Origin of the sequence: Geomicrobium sp. JSM 1781026 (assembly GCF_041949955.1) — a bacterium.
In the GTDB taxonomy this organism is placed as follows: Bacteria; Bacillota; Bacilli; order Bacillales; family Marinococcaceae; genus Geomicrobium_A.
This window is the reverse complement of the sequence record NZ_JBHFQF010000009.1, coordinates 53197-72134: the sequence shown is the minus strand read 5'-3', so window position 1 is coordinate 72134 and position 18938 is coordinate 53197. Positions and strand designations below refer to the sequence as shown.

The following is an 18938-nucleotide window of genomic DNA, read 5'->3' as shown; positions in this document are numbered from 1 at the left end:
GGAATGTTCAGTGGAAGAATTAGAAGAGCATATTAAACAGTTAGAAAAAAGCCACTTATCCTATGAGATCCGCTCTTCTCCTGAACAACTTAGCGGATTGTTATCGAAGGATTTTTTTGAATTTGGAAGTTCCGGAAAGGTTTTCTATACAGAAGATTTCATTCAACCAGGTGTTTTTGAGGAGGTTGATTTGACGATGCATGACTTTTCCATACACCGATTGTCAACGCAATCCGTACTCACAACATATCGAGTGTTTAACAGCCAGACAAAAAGAGAGTCATTAAGAAGCTCGGTGTGGACATTCGAAGAGGGCCGCTGGCAATTGTACTTCCACCAAGGGACGAACATTCCTAAAGCATAGGAATAAGCATATTGACAATGAACACTCTCCAGCGGGCAGAGTGTTTTTATATTCATCATGTGACACGTGTCACATGGAAGTGATGACAGTCGTGAATAGGTTTCATCATGAGTCTTCGCTACAATAAAATTAGCCGAATCAGAGGAGATCGTGGGGATGGATGTTTCTTTTTATCCGAATTATGCGAAGCGTTTTTTACTATTTGAGCTCGTGAGTATTGTGTTTTTCTTTTTTAACGTTTTGACGTATGACAATGATTTCTCTTTTGTGTGGAGAATCTTGATTGTTCTCGTTATTTTAGCTCTATATTTAGGTACGCTCTGGTACTTTGATATGCGTTATGTGTTGTTTAGTGCGCTTGCGTTTCTATTGTTTATTCTTCTAGCATTCGTGCTTCATTATTATTTACTCATCTTTATGATCTTTTTTACAGATTTTTATCGAAAAGTCCCTATTGTTCCTATGCTACTATGCCAACAAGCGCTGCTCGTTGTGACACACTGGGTTGTTTATGTAGGGGCTGTGCCACCGGCTGATGGTGCGTATGTTTCAACCGTCCTTTTTCCAATCTTAATTATTCAGCTTCTTATTCCATACGTTTCTCGGTCCGTCATTCGAGCAAAAGAGTTACAAAGAGAGCTAGAAGATACCCAGTCGCAATTGGATGTGTACATTCAAGAAGAAGAACGCAATCGGATTGCCCGTGAATTGCACGACACCCTTGGTCACACGCTAACGATGATGAAAGTGAAAAGTGAACTGGCTCTCAGATTTATCGATCATGATCCTGAACGTGCGAAAGCAGAAATGAATGACGTTCTACAAACAACGCGATTTGCTTCAAAACAAGTGCGTGAAGTTGTGACGACGCTTCGCTATACATCCATTAAAGAAGAAGTTATGCACGCTGAGCAGTTGTTTCAGACGAATAAGACGACGTTCAAAAGCGATGGTATCGCAAATGTCCCTGAATTGAGCGATGTGATCGAAACGATGATTGCTCAATCCCTTCGAGAAGCTCTACTGAATGTATATAAACATAGTGAGGCCAGTGAAGTGAGTGTATCTTTTTATACCGAGCAGCAATCGTTTACCTCACGTGTGGTTGATAACGGCAACGGTTTTGAGCAACAGCTCATTCAGGCTGGAAACGGAATGAATTCGATTCGTGAGCGAATGAAATTAGCAAAAGGGAACGCGGTGATCGATTCAACACCCAAAGGCACGGTCGTCACGTTAGTGATCCCAATAGGAAATGAGGAAAACAAATGATTCGACTTCTCTTAGCAGAAGATCAAGTGTTACTTCGTGATGCGATTCAGTCGTTATTGCAACTGTCCAATCATATTGACATCGTGGCATCGACGGGCAATGGCAGCGAAGCGTTACATCTAGCGACTACGGAGCACGTTGACGTCGCACTACTGGATATCGAGATGCCGGGCCTCACGGGCATTCAAGTGGCAGAACAGCTGAAGAAAGGTGAGGAGTATGACGGCAAAGTCGCATTATTAACGACATTCTCACGTCCTGGATACATTGAGAAAGCGATGATTGCCAAAGTCGACGGTTATTTGTTAAAAGATGAACCAATCGAAACGTTAATTGAGTCGATTGTACGCATACATGAAGGAGAACGAGTCATATCGACTGATTTGCAACCGCTGCTATTTTCATTGGAAACGAATCCGTTGAATGAACGAGAAGTGATGTTGCTACACGCTGTGAAAGAAGGGCTTTCAACCGAACAAATCGCAAAAGCGAAGCATTTATCAGAAGGAACGGTACGCAATTACTTATCGTCGGCTCTTCAGAAACTGCACGTCACTCATCGCCACGAAGCCGTCCGTATTGCCAAAGAGAAAGGGTGGATGTGACGTGAAGCGACGACAACAATTACTGTGGGTCGGTGTGGTGGCGTGGGTGGCTTCATTACTTCCGATTCTCTACGAACCATTTGCTATCGCCGCCTCACCTGTGCCTTACGATTTTAGGATGCAACCAATGAGTGATCTTGGGGTGACGGTATGCGAAGAAAATGCTTACCCTATGGCAAGCTATATGATCTGTTCTCCTCATTACCTAATCGTAAATACGCTATTTGTTATTTCTGGAATGGCTTATTTCGTCGGGGGATTTATTATTCACCAGTTCTCACGTGTGCCGGCGGCATTTCGGTTATGGGTCGTATTTTCAGTTGGGGCGGTCCTCTCTGGACTCATTCCTGCGGATATTCATTTTACTGCGCACACACTGCCGGCGTTGGCGATGTTTCTAGTGCCGATCATACTAGCCGATGTATGCGAGACGTGAACGCGCGGGCAAGACGCTAAATTGGGTTTTCTTTAGTTTGCTCATTCTCTGTTTTATTGGTATGGCATTAACCGTGTTCTTTCCGTTAATCGGTGGGTTGCTCCAACGAAGTTTTTACGTGTTCGTTTCCATTTGGGGAGCACTGTTTACCTTACAACTCGTTAGAAACGAGAAGCAACAGCTGTGAGTTCTATACTCGTCAGTTATCAGTGGGAATGGTTTATTATTGCCGAAATCTCGAGTTGGTTATCGCTTCTTTTGTTTGGGGCGCTTCGTTATTTGTGGCAAAGAAAAAATGCGAGCATACTCTTCCTTATCACATTTATCGGAATGACATTGTTTCAAGCGGTGCTCGCACTTGTCGTTTACCGTGAGACAGGAGAAGTGTCTCCATTCACAATCATCATCACCATCTTCGTGCTGTATGCGTGTACGTTTGGCATTAGTGACTTCCGTCGCCTCGATCGTTGGATGCGTAAGAAGATTGGCCAGCTTCGTGGCCAAGACTTATTAACACCACGAGACCGGGAACATATGAGGAAACAGCGAGATCCTCGTCAGATCAGACGAAAAGATTTTCTCGTTACGTCAGTGCACGTCCTTATTTTTCTTAGTGTGCAAGTATTCTTTTGGTCGCAAGGTCCTGTGCCGGTCTCAAGTTGGGGTGAATCGCTCAGAGACATCGGTGAATGGTTTTCGGCAGGGGACTATGAACAGTCTCCGTATGCGTCAGAAACGGTTTTCGCCATCTCTTCTGTGTGGCTCATTGTCGTCGTCATTGATGTGATCTACTCAGCCAGCCATCTCTTTTCGCTCGGGTCTAGAAGCTGATGCGTCTTTGTATGTTGTGGGAATGTTGACGAATAAATAGCGTCTCACGCTCTAAGTTCCTCGTTAACGTGACATCTAATCCGTTCTATGTGGGGATTTTAGCAGCATCTAGCGTTGTGAACGAATATTATTCCATCATAGACATACCGCTTTCTTGACCTGAGCATTGGCGCGGGCATGGGAGGAGAAACTTACCATAGATGGTTCTGTGGTAAGTTTCTCCTTATTTTACGAGGCGTATTGTTGAAAATCTTCCCATAGAAACGAGAAATTTCACCATAGAATGACCCATGGTAAAATTTCAGCCGAGTACGCTAGCGAGTTTTAGAAAATCCCATCATAGCGAATCACTACCCAATTCAAACTCAACATCGTTTGTGTTAACGGATAAGATATAGAAGCGGATCGTTATTTTTTAGTCATCACGAAAAAGGTCTAAATGAAATTTACTATTAGTAGCAAGCGAATCAGTGAGCTCTTTTACTAGTGTGGGGTTCATCCCATGTCAAAAATTAATCGTATCCGCCAACAGGGTCAGGCAGTTCTTGGTATTCTTCCCGCGGCTCAACGACTTCCAAGTGAATCGTATGGACTGCCATGCCCAATCGCTCATCGTTCGAATCACAATTGGAAGACGGCCATTCTCGTACGAACGTTTCATCATTTACGGTTATCGATATTGAATTCTCCATATACGGCTCTACACAAGGATTTTCTGCAACATAACCGGGTGTATTCAGTATATCCGCTTGTTGGAGTTGTTCATAAACAAAGTTCATCTCTTCATCAGTAAGCTCAAAGTCTATTGTAATATCGCCGTAGTCTGCTAAATCTTTTGTGTACGTATTTTCATACGTATTGATTTCGTTTGCTTTCTCATAACCATAAGCCAATGAGAAAGCAAAGTCATCAGGCATGTCAGTAGGTAAACCATCGTCTATCGTCTCATCATTTGTGTTTTCCTGCTCATCACAAGCCATGAACAGGAAAATGACCGGCGCACACATGAGTACAAGATTTCGTCGCATGTTAACCCCTCCTACTCGTACAGTCGTTAGAAGGTGGGGAATGTTACGTTGACGTTGTTGAAGAACGGTGTTCAAGAGTTATCGGATTTACTTTATTCATAGGAGTGCCGTGTTTGCAATAAAACAATAAAAGTACTCCTGGAATTGCAATTACAAGTGCCCCAAAGCTCAGTGCAAAATAGGAGGATATCCATTCTGTTAGAGCTCCAGATAAAAAAGTAGCAACGATAGCAACAATTCCTCCAAGCACATAAGTAGCACTACGTATTCTTGATAGAAAATGGTCTTCCGTGATGCCTTGTTGAGCAGAAAGTTGAACGATAAAACCCATGGAAAGGGCACCATCAAAAACAATCATACCAATACATATGATAATGAATTGATCCGACATCATTAGAAGGATGCCGGCTGCAGAACATAGGGAAAGTGTACATAATAAAAAGATCCAATTGCTACGTCGAAGGTAAGGAATAATCAAGATACCGAGAATATTTCCGATGCCTGCACTAGCCAAGATGATTCCGATATATTCTTCCGAAAAACCGAGAGAAATTCTAGCATGATAAAGGATCACTAGTGTAATATATACAGTCGTGAATCCCAGTGAACAAGCAAATATAATTGATATTTTTTGTTGCATGTTAGCAGTTAGATACTTAATGCCTGCTATAGATCTTATAATGAAGTCTTGAGTTTTGTTTTTTGTTTCTTGTATCACTTCTGTTTGCTCAAATTTCTGATATTTCACAAAGGAGATAAGGAGCATACTCAATAGTGAAAGAATTCCACACACGTATAACGTAACGCTATGACCATACTGTGCAAGAATAAATCCCCCAAGGGCAGGACCGACTAGTGTAACTAATGCATCACCAGCTTCTAACGCTGTATTTGCTTGTAATAAATTCGTTCGACCAACAACTCTAGGAACGACCACCTGTACAACGGTTGTACTCACAACTTCTAATGCACCCATCATAAATAGTAGCAGAATTAGACTAGCAAGAGTCACTTGGTTGCTTGAAATTAAATAGGCAAGTAAGAAGATACACGCTGCATACAGAATGTGGCTTGTCGCAGATATTCTAATTTTATTTTTGGTCTCAACCCATGTCCCGAATGGAATTGCGAATAAAACGGTTGCAAGTCGTTGGGACATAGCAACCAAGCTTGTCATTACAGGCGATGTGGTTAGGGCAAGAACAATTAAAGGGATGACGATTTCACGAAATCTAAGATTCAATAACAAGGAGCTATTATGCATCCATAGATATCTAAAATTTTTATTCGGTAGTAACTGTCTCATTCGATCCACCTCTTACCAAGCTCTCTCGGAGTGTTTCAATGATCTTGCCTAGCCCCTCCCTAATACCGAAACGTCTCCAACCGTTCGATTTGCTCTCCTTTATTATCAAAGTTAGCAGGAGAGAGCCAACGGTGGAAGGCTTGTTTTCGGTCTGGCCATTCTTCCAATAGCATAGAGAACCAGCTTGTGTCTCTTGAGCGGTTTTTGTAGATAACAGCGTTTCTAAATGTTCCTTCGTATGTAAAGCCAAGGCGTTTTGCGCTATGGATCGACGGGGCATTTAAGGAGTCGCACTTCCATTCGTAGCGGCGGTATCCGAGCTCTTCAAATATGTATTCGGCGAGTAGCGCGTGGGCTTCAGTTGCCATTGCTGTCTTTTTGAGGGAATCTGAAAAATGGATGTTACCGACTTCGATGACGCCGTTACGGGGATCGATTCTAAGCAAGCTAAAAATCCCGACGGGTTTCTCGGTTAATTTGTTGATGACCACATAATAAATGTGGATGTTGCATGCAATTTTCTTTTCCATCAAATGTTCAAAATCGCTAAAATGATTCGGACGCTCCTCGGAAAGGTACGTCCAATGGCTCGGATGAGACTGCGAAAAAGCGTCGTATAGTTCCTTAGTGTAGGCAAGACTCAATCTCGTAACGATCGTGTATCGACCGATGTACTTCATTTCAGTAGGGATGGCACTCTCTTTCCAATTCGGAAAGGGTTTCCCTACAGGTTGATTAAATTCATTCGTATTCTCGTCCATCGAATCAGCCCTTTTCTTATGAGTATAGCGAAAATAAAAACACAATCCAACGGTTGTTGGATTGTGCAAGTGTCTTAGATGGATACGTTCGTGGATAAGAACTCCGCCATTTTTTGCTCGTGCTTGTCGAGCATCATTTGTTCTGGTTGAATGCCTTCGTTACGAAGTACATCTATGTTGTGAACGAGAAACTCATCGCTACCAACGATGTAGAAAAGACCGTTTTTGTCTGCGGAGAGTTTGCGGACTTCTTCATAATAGTCCCCTCGGTTATCGACAAACTGGACGGTGAACTTTTTCTCGGGTGCGGATGCAAACATCGTTGTGAAGAGGTACTCTTTTGAGGAGTCAATGTTTAAAGAATGAATTTGATTTACATTGTCCGCACGCTCTAAATAATCAAGGACGAGCGGTCGGAATGTGGCTAGACCGACACCAGACGATAGCAAGTAAATATTCTTATCTTCTCTTTTCAATGGGACGTTGGAATGGGTCTTGAATAAGGCCACTTCATCGCCAATGTCTAGGTTTCTTAATATCGTCTTAAATTCTGAGCACTGTTCTTTTATACGCGTCGTAATGCCAATGGAATTCTCATGTGGCAATGTGCTAATCGACATGTGGCGGATGAGGCTGCGGTTTGGTTTCTCCCCAGCATTAAACCCTTCAAATGCCAGGTGAGTGTGCGCGCCTTCTTCCCATGTGAATCCTTCTGGGCAGTCGAGCATGTACGTTTTCACCTCAGGTGACTCGTCAATAATTTTATTAATCTTCGTCCAATAGATTTGCATATCGGTTCCTCCCAATCAAGCAAAAGTGTAAGTACCTTCACTATATACTAATTGAGAATAATTCTCAAGGGAGAGAGTCGAATCTACATGACGGCGCCCGTATCTTCTAGAGACACATCGACGTTTACATGAATGTCGGCTTCTTGGAAATGGTCGGTTTCCCACTGTTGAATATCGAGCCCACGAATATGATAACTCGCAATTTCTCCAATGCCGATTGCATCAATATTTTCATCTTGAAGAAAGCTGACGATGCTGTTCATCTCCGTTTCTGCCAATTCTTCGGTCAGGCGTTCGATCTGTTGGACGTTTTCGTATTCATTGGCATCCACGTTTGTTGTTTCACGTAAGGACGCATAAATCACAACATTAATGGTGACGTGGAAATCGTGGTCTCCGACCGGCTCAATTTTCAAATCAGGTTTCGTTTCAAGATCAATCAATGTCACTTTCCGATCATTGTTGAACGGAACACTTAGGTTGCCGCCTGCTGTTTTTTCGAACAGTTGCCGAAAATATTTCGTTTGATCCATCGAAAGCGTTTGCTTGTGTTCGTCTCCTTTAAACAGTGCAAGACCAACGACTTCTACACGGTCACCTTGCTTTTCGATGAACGGCAAAAACGGCTCAGCTCCTTCCGCATAATAACGGTATAAGAATTCATGCAAGTTGCTCTTTGGAAGTTGAATCTCTTCATTTCGTTCGATAAGGTCAACGAGGTATTTTTCTGGTGTCGTATGGAATGGGTAATTAAACTCAAGAATGTCACGTGTTGAACCTTCCGTAACAGCGAGGTGCATATCTTGCTCGATCATTGGATTTCTCTGTGTGTTATCTGCAATTTGAAAAACGCCTGCTTGCGCGACCTCATCGTTAAACAATTGCAAACTCGTCCGGCTCGTGTCCACAATTCGGGATGATTCTGATTGAAACCCAGAATAGAGGGCTTCGAGATGCTCGTACTCGGTAACAAGGCTCTCGCTTTCAGGTATGACTTCATCCATCGGCATGATGACTGTCGTAATTCCTGTCGTTTCGAGTTTACCGTCATACAAGTCATGACCTAGTGCTTGTAAGTATTGAATGTCTTCAATTTTTGTTTGTTCAGGACTACAACTGACGAGTAAGACGGTGACGAGCAGCAGTAACCATTTTTTTATCAAACCGATCCCCACTTTCGCTTTGCGGTTGTCCAGATGAACAGCAAAGGAATATACAAATAAAGCGTAGAAAAACCAACGGTGCTTAACACGCGGCTGAGCTGTAGAATGTCGACTTCCCTCTGAAAAAAAGAGGCAGTTACTATGGAAATGACGATAAGAATACGCAGGGCCGGTCGTTGACGAATGGGGAAGGATTGTTTGGCGATATAGCTACTGGACCATAAATATAGGCTCATTGTCGGTAACAATATGATTAACCAAAGGGAAATGCCTAAGTATTCCATTCGCCATACCGAAAGGGTAGGCCACACAATTTCAACCAAATGATGTTTATGAAATATGAGGTATGTGATCGCGTAGATGAACACGTAAAGCACAATGTTAAATGCGAGACCCCACTGTGCATAGCGATGGGAAGCTTGTCCATCTTTTAAAAACGGATAGGCGACGAGCAGCACTTCAATGCCTAACAGTTGAAACGTCATTTTCTTGGCGCCTTGCAAGACCTCAAGGACGGTATGGTTGAATATCGGGAAGAGGCTCCCCGTTTGCAGCATCCCAGAAGGGTAATGTGAAAACAACAACAAAGGAATAATTAAGAAAAAGGCGATCACGCAAACGCCAACAATCGTTCTCAGTCCAGAATTGGTAAATAAATATACGAGACCCATAATGATAATGATGAGTACCCATTGATCAAGACCTGGGAATAACCAGACGCGCACAATCTCTACATACGTTGTCGTGAGGGCGATGACGAGCGCCGTGAAATAGAGAATAAAAAACAAATCAACAACTTTCCCGAATTTGTGAAAGGCGTGTTCGTGAATGGATGTGAGCGTATTCTCGTGGCGAAGCATTCGGTACATCAACCATAAAATAAAGTGAGTGATTACGCCTGCGAGTAGGATAGAAATCCAGCCATCATTTCCTGTAATCGCAGCAATCTCTCTCGTATACGTAAATATACCGACTCCAATTTGGACGACAGCTACGATAAAAAATGAAAAAAATGGGGAGAGTTGTTTGGAAATCATTGTGTCACCTTATTCTTCAATGTCCTCGGATTGATGGTTTAACGGCCTGGGTGAAAATCGCTTTGTTTTTTGCGGTCTTAAAAAACTCGGCCGCATGTTTTGCATACGGACTGGTAAGACCGCTAAGCTGTTACGTAAATCACGCCACCTGAACGGATAGATTGGGGCCATATATGGATTTCCTAATGATTTGAGATTCAAGAGATGCACGAGGAATAATAATGAACAAATTGAAATTCCTAGAAACCCTAACCATTGTGAGAAAAGAATAAAGGGAAATCGAATAAGACGGATCGTATTTCCCATCTGATATGTAGGCGTTGTAAACGATGCGAGTGCGGTTAACGATACGATAATGAGGAGAACACTGCTCGCAAGAGAAGCTTCAACAACAGCTGTTCCGATGACAATCCCCCCGACAATACCGATCGTTTGCCCAATCCGATTCGGTAACCGTGCACCGCCTTCGCGAAGCAATTCAATCGTAATCTCCAGAAATAACACTTCCACTATAGGTGGGTAGGGGACTTCGATTCTTGATGAAATCATCGTCGTTAACAAATCATTAGGAATGAGTTCATGATGATAAGTCGTTATGGCAATGTATAAAGAAGTCGAAATTACAGAGAACAAGACACCGAAGATTCTCATCATCCGAATAAAAGAACCTACAGGCCATAACACGTAATTATCGTCAGGTGAAGAAAAGAACTCATACAAGTTTGTCGGACCAATAAGTGCCATTGGAGAGCCATCAAGCATAGTGACGACTTTTCCTTCATTCAGTGCAGCTAAAACCCGATCAGGTCGCTCTGTTCCGAGTAGCTGAGCAAAAGGGGAGTTCGGATTGTCAGAGACGAGGTGCCCGAGTTGTGAAACATCAATCGGCTCATCAAAGCTCAAATCTTCGAGGCGTTGAATCATCGTGTTTACGTTCTGTTTAGAAGCAATCGTTTCGACGTATATGATGGCGGCCGTATTTTTTCCTTCACTTCCAACCGTCTGTTCGCGAATGATGAGATGGGTGTTATGAAACTGCTTGCGGATGAGGTTGATGTTCACATCCAACGCTTCAATAAAGGCTTCCTTCGGCCCCAATACCGTAAATTCGTTTTCCGTAATCTCCACGGAACGCTGTTCAGTTTTTCTTAGTGGAATGGATAAGATCGTTTGTGGATCGTTCTTTTCCACAACAATAAGGTTGCCGCGTAACAATTCATCTTGAACAGAATCTTGGAACCTGAGCTTTTTAATCCCCTCCACGGGCAACAATTCCTGCGCTTCGTCCAGTGTGCGCATGTCTTGGTTCTTAAGGTAGCGTAAAACGATATTATGTATGGATATTTGATTGACGAGTGTTTTGTAATAATGAATGCGAAACGGGTTGGTCGCCGTCAATTCATCTGTCACAAAGTCAGCAGAACGATGGAGCTGTTCGATGGTTGTCTTCGGTGATTGGGAAGTAGAGCGGCTGTTCGTCTGATATTTTCTCTTTAGCAACATATGTGACACCGACTTTACGAATGGGAATAGGAAAAGCTTGGTTGTGTGTGTAGTTTATGTAAGCATGAGAAGTCTATTCAAAAAAATCCGGCCAGAGCAATGATGATGCTCTTCGGGCCGGACGGAAGTTATTTGCACTCGTCTTCTTTTTCTTTACATGAACAGAAATCGAAACAACCACAAGGAATTTGAATGGACTGATTAATGATTTGATCGCCTGTTACAACAGGACCAGGTGGCACTGGAGGGTTAATTTGCTGGAATACAGCAGTCAGCACGAGATTTCCAGTTGTTCCTTCAGGAATAACAGTAATGAAGTTGCCAAACTCATCTTGCCAACCGATAAAAGTGAGCCCTGGTATTGGGTCAGGATCGTTTAACACAATCGGCAAATCTAAGACGGTATACGTCGACGGATTATTGCTTTGGCCGCCTTGTAAGTTCAAATACGTAATCGTATACACGACAGGTGCAATTTCAACCGCAGTCCGGTCTGCATTTAGTCGAACTTCCCAACCGTCAAAACCAACGACTGGCTTTAAGAAAGCATCTGCATCACTTTGGCTGAGCAATGGGTATCCCGGTGTTGCGACAGCGACCGTGACCGGTATACCTTGTGGATTTGTCACGACGTACGGTGTGTTATCTAATTGAATCACTGAGCCGGCGAGCGGTCCTTGAATTTGTGCAACATTATCAGCAGTTGGAATGTAAAGTCCGTTTGTGATGCTTTGCACGCCACTTACATTAAACGTTCCACCATTAAATATTCCAGGACCAATCGGCGCAACATTCGGAACCGGAACACCGATGACCGTAGCGTTTGACAATGTTAGAATTCCACCTGTACTCGTATAGATGGCACCCCCGGAGAGACCAGCTTCATTTCCGGAAATCGTACCGCCAGTTCCGGTAGCACTAGCCCCGTTCCCAATGAATATACCGCCGCCTAATCTACCTGCTAAATTGTTGCGAATCTGCGTAGAATCCTCAATAATAGCCGTACCTGCGACTACAGCGATGCCGCCACCATTATTCGCAGCCAGTTGGAGGTTATTGTTCGCCGCATTCTCTTCAATGACAACTGGACCTGTGACGAGCAGCGTACCTGTTGTGGCGTTGAAATAAACGCCCCCGCCATTTCCGTTAATGGTCGTATTGCCAGCAACGGTCGTGCTACCGTTCAACGTCACATTTGCATTTGGATCACTCGCCCAGATGCCTCCGCCATTTCCGTTCGTAGAAATGTTGTCGGAAACGTTCGTGTTGGAAATGCTTGCATTCAACACGCCCCCGCCTGCAGAAAAGTGAATCCCTCCACCATCAATTGTCGCTGTGTTGTTCGTAATCGTAGAAGATTCAATGGCAAACGTATCATTGCCGTTTGCACCTTGACCGAAGAACAAACCGCCGCCATCCACGCCGGCCGTATTGTTTGAAAACTGCGTTCCAATAACTTCAGTCGTTGAGCCACCTGAGACATTCGTAATCGTTAATCCGCCTCCGCTTCCTGCGGCTCCTGCAATATTATCCGTGAACAGACTGTTTAGAACCGTAACGTTTAGCGGGCCGGGACCGCCGTTAATAATCGCTCCACCACCGTTAGTGCCCGCCGAATTACCTTGGAATGTAACCGCATTAATCGCGATGTTTGAAGGATTGGTTGAACTATCTGAATATAGGAATCCCCCCGCTTGTGATGCGCCTGCGGTGTTTCCTGAGAAAATGACATTGGAAAGGTCACACGTTCCTCCTCCAGCTGAAGAGACTTGAAAACCACCAGCGGCGAAATTCGCTGTGTTATCGGTGACTGTCCCACCTGTAATTGTTACATTTGCTTGACTTGGCGCTAAGAAATTCAAAAATCCAGCCGCCCCGTTATTGCCAGCTGTGTTGTTTGTAATCGAAGGTGTACCCGTTTGAATATACGCATCATTACTGTTTGTAGCAAAAAGGTAAAGACCCGCACCGTTATTCGCTGTATTTTGATCTATCAACGCATTTCCCGTGATGGTCAATGAAATAGGGACGGTGTTGCCAGTAATGAAGTTGGATACATAAATCCCCCCGCCATTTGCAACGGCGGAGTTCGCTGCAATCTGAACGTTATCACCGATCGTTAAATTTCCACCAACACCTTGTACGTAAGATCGAAAATAAACGCCACCACCAAATTGTGCTTGGTTTGAATCGATGAGGGCATTTTCAGCAATCGTGACAGAATCCCCATTATTTCGAAGTGCAGCCATAATGCCGCCGCCCGTTACACGAGTATAGCAGCCCGTAATGCGAGCATCTCCTCTCATGACGAGCGTGTTAACAAAAGCAGGATTTCCCCTTAAATAAACGCCACCACCTTCTAAAAAGGCATTGTTGTTCGTTAAGATCGACCCTGATTCTAAAAATAAAGATCCGCCAGTAACTGCAATTAAGCTCCGATTTGTTGTGTCTGTAATCGGATGATTCGCTGCATCCCCATCTAAAATTAGATCAATCACTTGCATGGATCCGTTTAATACAATATTGAACATATAATCGGAAAATGTAAGTGCGCGAGTTAATGTATAAGGCCCACCCACTCCACTTACGAAGGTGACACCATAAGTGATGGTAATCGTTTGACTAATGGTAAAGCTGTTCTCAATGATAATCGGATTCGTTTGCACACTCAGCTCTTGCAAAAGTTCCGTTTGATTTGAAGCCATCCCCTCACCCCATTATTTGTGTTGTAACAGTTTATGCCTGGACAAGCGCTGATGAGTGGTTAAATGGCGGGGGACAAATATGGAAATGTCGTCAGCAATAGTTAGGAATGATTTCTAATGTTAATTGTAAATCCGTGCCGAAACTGATATAACTAAAGAAATAATCCGACTAACTCAATAATATTTTATATATTGAAAAAATTATGTATTTATAAGATGGACAAATACATAAAAGGAGATGAGGTTGCTTGATGACTGAAGTCAATCAAGAAATCGTTTTAGGAGTTCAGGGGCTTTCCAAGACGTATCGCATGCACTCAAACGATGTGAAAGCCCTAAAGAATGTTACGTTTAATTTGTATAAAGGGGAGCTTGTTGCCATCATGGGCACAAGCGGTTCTGGAAAAAGTACGCTACTAAATATTTTAGGTGCAATGGATCAACCTACAGAAGGAGAAATTAGTATAAATGGGAAACCATCTACGCATCGCTTTAAAGAGCCTTACGCTACAGATTATCGTAGAAAAAATATAGGATTTATCTTTCAATCATTTAATCTTTTAAAAGACTTATCCGTTGAAGAAAACATTGCGCTGCCATTAATTTTAAACGGGGAAAGTAAAGCAACGATTCAGGTGGAAGTTCAGTGCATCGTCAAATTGGTAGGTTTGGAGAAATGGGCGAATCACCAACCGTATGAATTGTCTGGAGGGCAACAGCAGCGTGTAGCGATTGCAAGAGCCCTTATCACTTCGCCACCAGTGTTATTAGCTGATGAATTAACTGGCAATTTAGACTTTAATACGTCCAAGGAAATATTACGTGTATTAACGTCTATGAAAGAGGAGCAATTGATTCAAAGTATGATCCTTGTAACACATGATCCTTACGTAGCTACTTTTGCTGATCGAGTATTGTTTTTTCATGATGGACAAATTGTTGATACTTATGTAATGAACGATGATACCGATAATATGCTGCACATATTAGAGAAATTTAAGCACATAGTGGAGTTATAGCGTGGTGTTCTCTATATTCGGTGTTGCGCTAAAGTTCTTTCGTAAAAATACAGGCATCGTTTTAACTTCCATTATTAGTATTGCACTATCCGTATCATTAATCATGTCAATGGCTGTCTTGTCTTCTAGTTCTCAAGAAGCGATCGTGTCGGAAATTGAGGATCTTTATGGTTATATGGATTTGTCTGTTGGTTATGAGTTGCATGATGGTCAGTATATTAATGCAGATTTATTAAGTCAGTTGACTGCGCATGAAGAAGTTGTTAGCTACTCTCCAGTACTTATTTCTGACTTGTATGCTAATGATTTAAGAACCCATATCTATACAATTGGAGTTGATAATGATGATCTCGTAAAAAGCCGTTACCAATTCACTGAATCCCTTGAAGAAGACGAAATGATACTTAACTACTCTCTAGCAAATGCACTTGGTGTAAACGTAGGGGACGTCGTTGAGGTCGAAAATGTACATTTTAATGTGGTGGAAATCATTCCAGATTTTGAATTTGCTGGTTTGGTTAACGACTATGTATTATTGAGTAGAAGTAGTGTGAAACAATTAAACCTAGATAATAGTAATGACAGTCTTGAAGCAACTTATGTACTCCTAGAACTACATGAAGATGCAGGAACTTACGAAATGGTGCAACAAATTACAGACATTGAGGAAGATTTACGTATAGATATAGCAGAAGAAGATCCAGCAATGAGTGAAAACGTTAGTTTGCTTTCCCAGTTCATTTTGGTGTTATCATTTTTAGTATTAATTATTGCTTCATTATTCATAATCGCAAACTTTGAAGTCTATCTTTATAAATATAAACATCAGCTGGCGATTATGCGTGCGATAGGTGGGAGTACGAAACAGACGTTTATCATTATCTTTTTGCAAAGCAGTTTGCTAAATAGTGCCGGTGTGATTAGTGGTTACGTTCTCTCTTATCTTAGCTACACGTTACTGAGTAATTGGGTTGGAGACATCATTAGGTTAGAGCTCGCCAATGAGTCATTTAATCATTTGGTAGCGTTATCTTACGGGGCGATATGTGGGATCATCATTCAAGTATTCATGCTCATTCCCGCGTACCGAAGCAGTCGGACACTACCATTAAACATCATCCAAGCGAATGAAAAGCAAGCGATTCAACGTATACATGTCCGATCAAAAGTAATTTGGTTAATGTTCATAGGAAGTATAGTAATTGTGCTTGCTTCATCGTACATTTCTTTAGACACCGGAGTTCTACTTGGAGCCATACTACTGCTCATTGCAATACACATATTATTTCTAATGTATGTTGAGAAGTTTTTACTACGTATATTACCTTTCATTCAAGCTTTTATTAGTAATGCTTCATTTGTAGCTATAAAAAATGTCATCCCTCAGATGAGAACAAACGTCTTCATTATTTTTATCATTAGCATGTTATTTATCGTTGTCATTATAGGATCGAGCCTTTATGCTACAATTCAGCAAAACGAAGTTCGTTATCTAGAGCAACAACACCCAACAGAGATTGTTATAACGAGTAGGGCAGATGAGTTTTCAAGTATTGATCGCTACGAATTACAACGAGTTGGCGAACGAATGCCCACGGTTTCAGGTTTCAGTACGCAAAGTGAAGATCATGTGGGTACAATTAATCACACAATCCCTATGAATTATTCTATGGCTGATATTCAGAGTATGCAGGGTCAAGGGATTCTTGATATAGAAGACTCTACTAGTAACGATCAAGTCATCATTACAAGCGAATTGGCAGATAAAAATGGTATAGAAGTAGGCGATGAATTACTTCTTTCACTTTATGCAGAAAATCAGCCTAACATTTCTGGTGAACTGCAAGTAACCTCAATTATGGAAGAGTTTCCTTTGTTTATTCGTAGCTTTGAAGTCATCGTTGATGGGCGTAGCGGTCTTGCTGAACAACACGAACCATTATTCGATCGGGCATTTGTTAGTACTAACAATATCGATGAAACTGTTCAAACGTTAACAGAATTAACAGACAGCTACCCAGAGTTGCAAATCAATCGGCTTGACCGTTCAGTAGAGCTAGCTGAAGAAATGTTGTGGCAAAGGTGGTCATTATTCATTGGAGCAACTTCAATTATGTTGTTCAGTGTGTTGTTAGGAGTGTTTAATACATTAATCAACAATATTCAGTCAAAGCGTCGAGAGTTTGCCATACTTAGAACGATTTCTCTTACACCTAAAGGCATTTTAATTGTCATCTTGACTCAAGTTATTCTTTATATAAGCTTTGGGACAGGCTTAGGTGTGCTAAGTGGTACGGCCGCAATGTTAATCTTCAGTTTAATCGATTCCTCTGGCCTTACACTCTCGTATCAAATTACGTTGATTATGGTTTTTATTGTTTATGTGCTAGCCTTGCTTGTGTTTATTGTATATGGAAAGAGACTAGCTTCAAGAAACATATTGATTGAAATGCAGCGTTATAACAAATAGTAGTAAGAAATTCTAAGTCTATGATGTAAAAAAAATGATTATTGAATAAAGAGGGTAGATACTCATGGTCAACACCTTTTCTTGTTACACGATTCCCAAAGAAAAGCCAGCATAAAGTCTTATAATACGTTGGATTTGTATTTGAAATGGAGAGATGAATGTGAAGGAATCACAACAAGCCACCGATCTCGAGCTTGATATTCAAGCAATTTTTGAACATACGTATGATGTTATTTTTGTTGCAGATGCAAAAGGAAATACAATACGGGTGAGCAATGCATCTCAAAAGATTTGGGGATATACACCTGAACAATTAATTGGAAGAAATGTATACGACTTAGAAGGAGAGGGAGTTTTTCGTCCTTCTGTTGTTCGACTCGTTATTGAAAAAGAAGAGAAGGTTACATCAATGCAAGTTACTTCGACGGGACGCAGGTTAATCATTATTGGTGTTCCGATCTTCGATGATCATCATGCAATGGTTCGTATTGTGAATATTGCTCGTGATATCACAGAGGTCAGTAATTTGCAGAATGAGCTATCAGAAGCAAAGCAGTTGATGAATGATTACAAATATGAACTTCAGCTTGCGCGCAGAAATCAAGGCATTGAACAATGGATCGTCGCTCGTTCTAAATCAATGAAAGCAGTGCTAAATCTTACAAAACGCGCGTCATTGAGTCACTCACCTGTACTCATTAGTGGGGAATCTGGGACAGGTAAATCAGTATTGTCATCGTATATTCATGAGATTCGTACAAGCACGAAAGATCATATACACGTTTTTCCTTGCTATCGATTGTCGGTAAGTGAATTGCGTTACGTCGTCCAAAAACGCCAGGAAGCAAGTTCATCTGAAACGATTCTATTAGAAAACATAGATCATGCAACGGCTGAAGAACAAGAGGAAATTCTTCATTTACTAGATGAGATACGTCACCAGTCAAAGCATTCAAACCATCATGCGCCAAGCATCATTTCAACGACAAAAATGGATTTGCGAGCTCTCGTTTTGGAAGGGACGTTCAATGAACAACTGTATCAAAGAGTAAGTATTATTCACATTTCTGTGCCCCCACTCCGTGATCGAAAAGAAGATATTCCACCTCTTATTCAACAATTTTTGGTGCAATTCAATGAGCAATATGCTGATACTAAACGGATTGGTCCTAAGATGATACAGGAGCTTATGCACCATTCTTGGCCAGGCAATGTTGAAGAACTTGAGAATGCGATTGAGAAATTTGTTGTTCTAACAGAAGAAGACGTGATTGATACAAATCAACTCTCAATGGTATTTAGCATGGAAACGAATGAAGAACCGGTGTATGTAAAAAAATTAACGACGCTAAAAGAAGCATTAGAAAGCATGGAGAAGCAACTGTTGCATATGGCAAAATTAGAATATCCATCGACGGTGCAAATGGCTCAAGCTCTCGGTATTCATCAATCTAATGTGAGCAGAAAGCGAGTGAAGTATAATCTTTAATCGTAATTATGCATAAATGCATAATTAAAAACTTATTGTATACGAGGTCTGTTTTGAAGCTATGCAAATTCGCATAGTTTTTTCGTGTCCTTATCTTGCTACCTCATTCGATTATGACTATTCTGATAGTTGTAATCATCAAAGTAAAGGAGCTGGTT

At 41.8% G+C, this 18938-nt stretch carries 17 protein-coding genes; 9 read left to right on the top strand and 8 right to left on the bottom strand.

Annotated features, from left to right (window positions below):
- The first annotated feature begins 10 nt into the window (after window positions 1–10).
- From ACE1TF_RS15840 to ACE1TF_RS15815, 6 genes are all read left to right on the top strand, one after another.
- Window positions 11–364, top strand: a complete 354-nt coding sequence (locus tag ACE1TF_RS15840; RefSeq protein ID WP_375018210.1) for a nuclear transport factor 2 family protein — start codon at window positions 11–13, stop codon at window positions 362–364.
- 156 nt (window positions 365–520) lie between these two features.
- Window positions 521–1636, top strand: a complete 1116-nt coding sequence (locus ACE1TF_RS15835) for a sensor histidine kinase (protein ID WP_052363834.1) — start codon at window positions 521–523, stop codon at window positions 1634–1636.
- Window positions 1633–2241, top strand: coding sequence for a response regulator transcription factor (locus ACE1TF_RS15830; RefSeq protein ID WP_375018208.1), 609 nt, complete (start codon window positions 1633–1635; stop codon window positions 2239–2241). Before ACE1TF_RS15835 ends, ACE1TF_RS15830 begins: the two co-directional genes overlap by 4 nt.
- 1 nt (window position 2242) lies before the next feature.
- On the top strand, window positions 2243–2677 hold the full coding sequence (locus tag ACE1TF_RS15825) for a hypothetical protein (RefSeq protein ID WP_375018206.1): 435 nt from the start codon (window positions 2243–2245) through the stop codon (window positions 2675–2677).
- Window positions 2661–2864, top strand: a complete 204-nt coding sequence (locus ACE1TF_RS15820; protein WP_375018204.1) for a hypothetical protein — start codon at window positions 2661–2663, stop codon at window positions 2862–2864. The genes ACE1TF_RS15825 and ACE1TF_RS15820 overlap by 17 nt, the downstream gene beginning before the upstream one ends.
- Complete coding sequence (locus ACE1TF_RS15815; protein ID WP_375018202.1) at window positions 2861–3508, top strand: hypothetical protein; 648 nt, start codon at window positions 2861–2863, stop codon at window positions 3506–3508. The genes ACE1TF_RS15820 and ACE1TF_RS15815 overlap by 4 nt, the downstream gene beginning before the upstream one ends.
- A 512-nt stretch (window positions 3509–4020) precedes the next feature.
- Here the strand turns inward: ACE1TF_RS15815 and ACE1TF_RS15810 are convergent.
- The 8 genes from ACE1TF_RS15810 to ACE1TF_RS15775 all read right to left on the bottom strand — a co-directional run bounded on the left by ACE1TF_RS15810 (window position 4021) and on the right by ACE1TF_RS15775 (window position 13802).
- Window positions 4021–4536, bottom strand: a complete 516-nt coding sequence (locus ACE1TF_RS15810) for a hypothetical protein (protein WP_375018200.1) — start codon at window positions 4534–4536, stop codon at window positions 4021–4023.
- A 43-nt stretch (window positions 4537–4579) separates the two neighbouring features.
- Window positions 4580–5842, bottom strand: coding sequence for an MFS transporter (locus ACE1TF_RS15805; protein WP_375018198.1), 1263 nt, complete (start codon window positions 5840–5842; stop codon window positions 4580–4582).
- Between the two features lie 59 nt (window positions 5843–5901).
- Window positions 5902–6603 carry a GNAT family N-acetyltransferase gene (locus ACE1TF_RS15800; protein WP_375018196.1) on the bottom strand — a complete coding sequence of 234 codons (702 nt, stop codon included), beginning with the start codon at window positions 6601–6603 and terminating at the stop codon, window positions 5902–5904.
- Window positions 6604–6677: 74 nt separating this feature from the next.
- Window positions 6678–7394 carry a dihydropteridine reductase gene (locus ACE1TF_RS15795; RefSeq protein WP_375018194.1) on the bottom strand — a complete coding sequence of 239 codons (717 nt, stop codon included), beginning with the start codon at window positions 7392–7394 and terminating at the stop codon, window positions 6678–6680.
- An 83-nt stretch (window positions 7395–7477) separates the two neighbouring features.
- Window positions 7478–8557, bottom strand: a complete 1080-nt coding sequence (locus ACE1TF_RS15790) for a Ger(x)C family spore germination protein (protein ID WP_375018192.1) — start codon at window positions 8555–8557, stop codon at window positions 7478–7480.
- The gene (locus ACE1TF_RS15785) at window positions 8554–9594 is read right to left on the bottom strand and encodes a GerAB/ArcD/ProY family transporter (protein ID WP_375018190.1); all 1041 of its coding nucleotides are present in this window, start codon (window positions 9592–9594) and stop codon (window positions 8554–8556) included. Before ACE1TF_RS15785 ends, ACE1TF_RS15790 begins: the two co-directional genes overlap by 4 nt.
- Window positions 9595–9603: 9 nt before the next feature.
- Window positions 9604–11094 (bottom strand): spore germination protein, encoded by a 1491-nt coding sequence (locus ACE1TF_RS15780; protein WP_375018188.1) that lies wholly within the window; start codon window positions 11092–11094, stop codon window positions 9604–9606.
- Between the two features lie 131 nt (window positions 11095–11225).
- Window positions 11226–13802 carry a beta strand repeat-containing protein gene (locus tag ACE1TF_RS15775; protein ID WP_375018186.1) on the bottom strand — a complete coding sequence of 859 codons (2577 nt, stop codon included), beginning with the start codon at window positions 13800–13802 and terminating at the stop codon, window positions 11226–11228.
- 251 nt (window positions 13803–14053) lie between these two features.
- On the opposite strand from ACE1TF_RS15775, the gene ACE1TF_RS15770 reads away from it, so the two are divergent.
- The 3 genes from ACE1TF_RS15770 (at window position 14054) to ACE1TF_RS15760 (ending at window position 18780) form a co-directional block, all read left to right on the top strand.
- On the top strand, window positions 14054–14821 hold the full coding sequence (locus ACE1TF_RS15770; RefSeq protein WP_375018184.1) for an ABC transporter ATP-binding protein: 768 nt from the start codon (window positions 14054–14056) through the stop codon (window positions 14819–14821).
- Window position 14822: 1 nt separating this feature from the next.
- Window positions 14823–17291: an ABC transporter permease gene (locus ACE1TF_RS15765; protein WP_375018182.1), complete on the top strand. Its 2469-nt coding sequence runs from the start codon at window positions 14823–14825 to the stop codon at window positions 17289–17291.
- A gap of 160 nt (window positions 17292–17451) precedes the next feature.
- Window positions 17452–18780, top strand: coding sequence for an AAA-type ATPase lid domain-containing protein (locus ACE1TF_RS15760; RefSeq protein WP_375018181.1), 1329 nt, complete (start codon window positions 17452–17454; stop codon window positions 18778–18780).
- Window positions 18781–18938 lie beyond the last annotated feature (158 nt).

Excerpts from the sequence above, each read along its gene's own strand:
- ACE1TF_RS15785 (WP_375018190.1), bottom strand. The coding sequence starts at position 9,594 with ATGATTTCCAAACAACTCTCCCCATTTTTTTCATTTTTTATCGTAGCT.
- ACE1TF_RS15795 (WP_375018194.1), bottom strand. The coding sequence starts at position 7,394 with ATGCAAATCTATTGGACGAAGATTAATAAAATTATTGACGAGTCACCT.
- ACE1TF_RS15810 (WP_375018200.1), bottom strand. The coding sequence starts at position 4,536 with ATGCGACGAAATCTTGTACTCATGTGTGCGCCGGTCATTTTCCTGTTC.
- ACE1TF_RS15830 (WP_375018208.1), top strand. The coding sequence starts at position 1,633 with ATGATTCGACTTCTCTTAGCAGAAGATCAAGTGTTACTTCGTGATGCG.
- ACE1TF_RS15805 (WP_375018198.1), bottom strand. The coding sequence starts at position 5,842 with ATGAGACAGTTACTACCGAATAAAAATTTTAGATATCTATGGATGCAT.
- ACE1TF_RS15775 (WP_375018186.1), bottom strand. The coding sequence starts at position 13,802 with ATGGCTTCAAATCAAACGGAACTTTTGCAAGAGCTGAGTGTGCAAACG.
- ACE1TF_RS15820 (WP_375018204.1), top strand. The coding sequence starts at position 2,661 with ATGTATGCGAGACGTGAACGCGCGGGCAAGACGCTAAATTGGGTTTTC.
- ACE1TF_RS15770 (WP_375018184.1), top strand. The coding sequence starts at position 14,054 with ATGACTGAAGTCAATCAAGAAATCGTTTTAGGAGTTCAGGGGCTTTCC.
- ACE1TF_RS15835 (WP_052363834.1), top strand. The coding sequence starts at position 521 with ATGGATGTTTCTTTTTATCCGAATTATGCGAAGCGTTTTTTACTATTT.
- ACE1TF_RS15800 (WP_375018196.1), bottom strand. The coding sequence starts at position 6,603 with ATGGACGAGAATACGAATGAATTTAATCAACCTGTAGGGAAACCCTTT.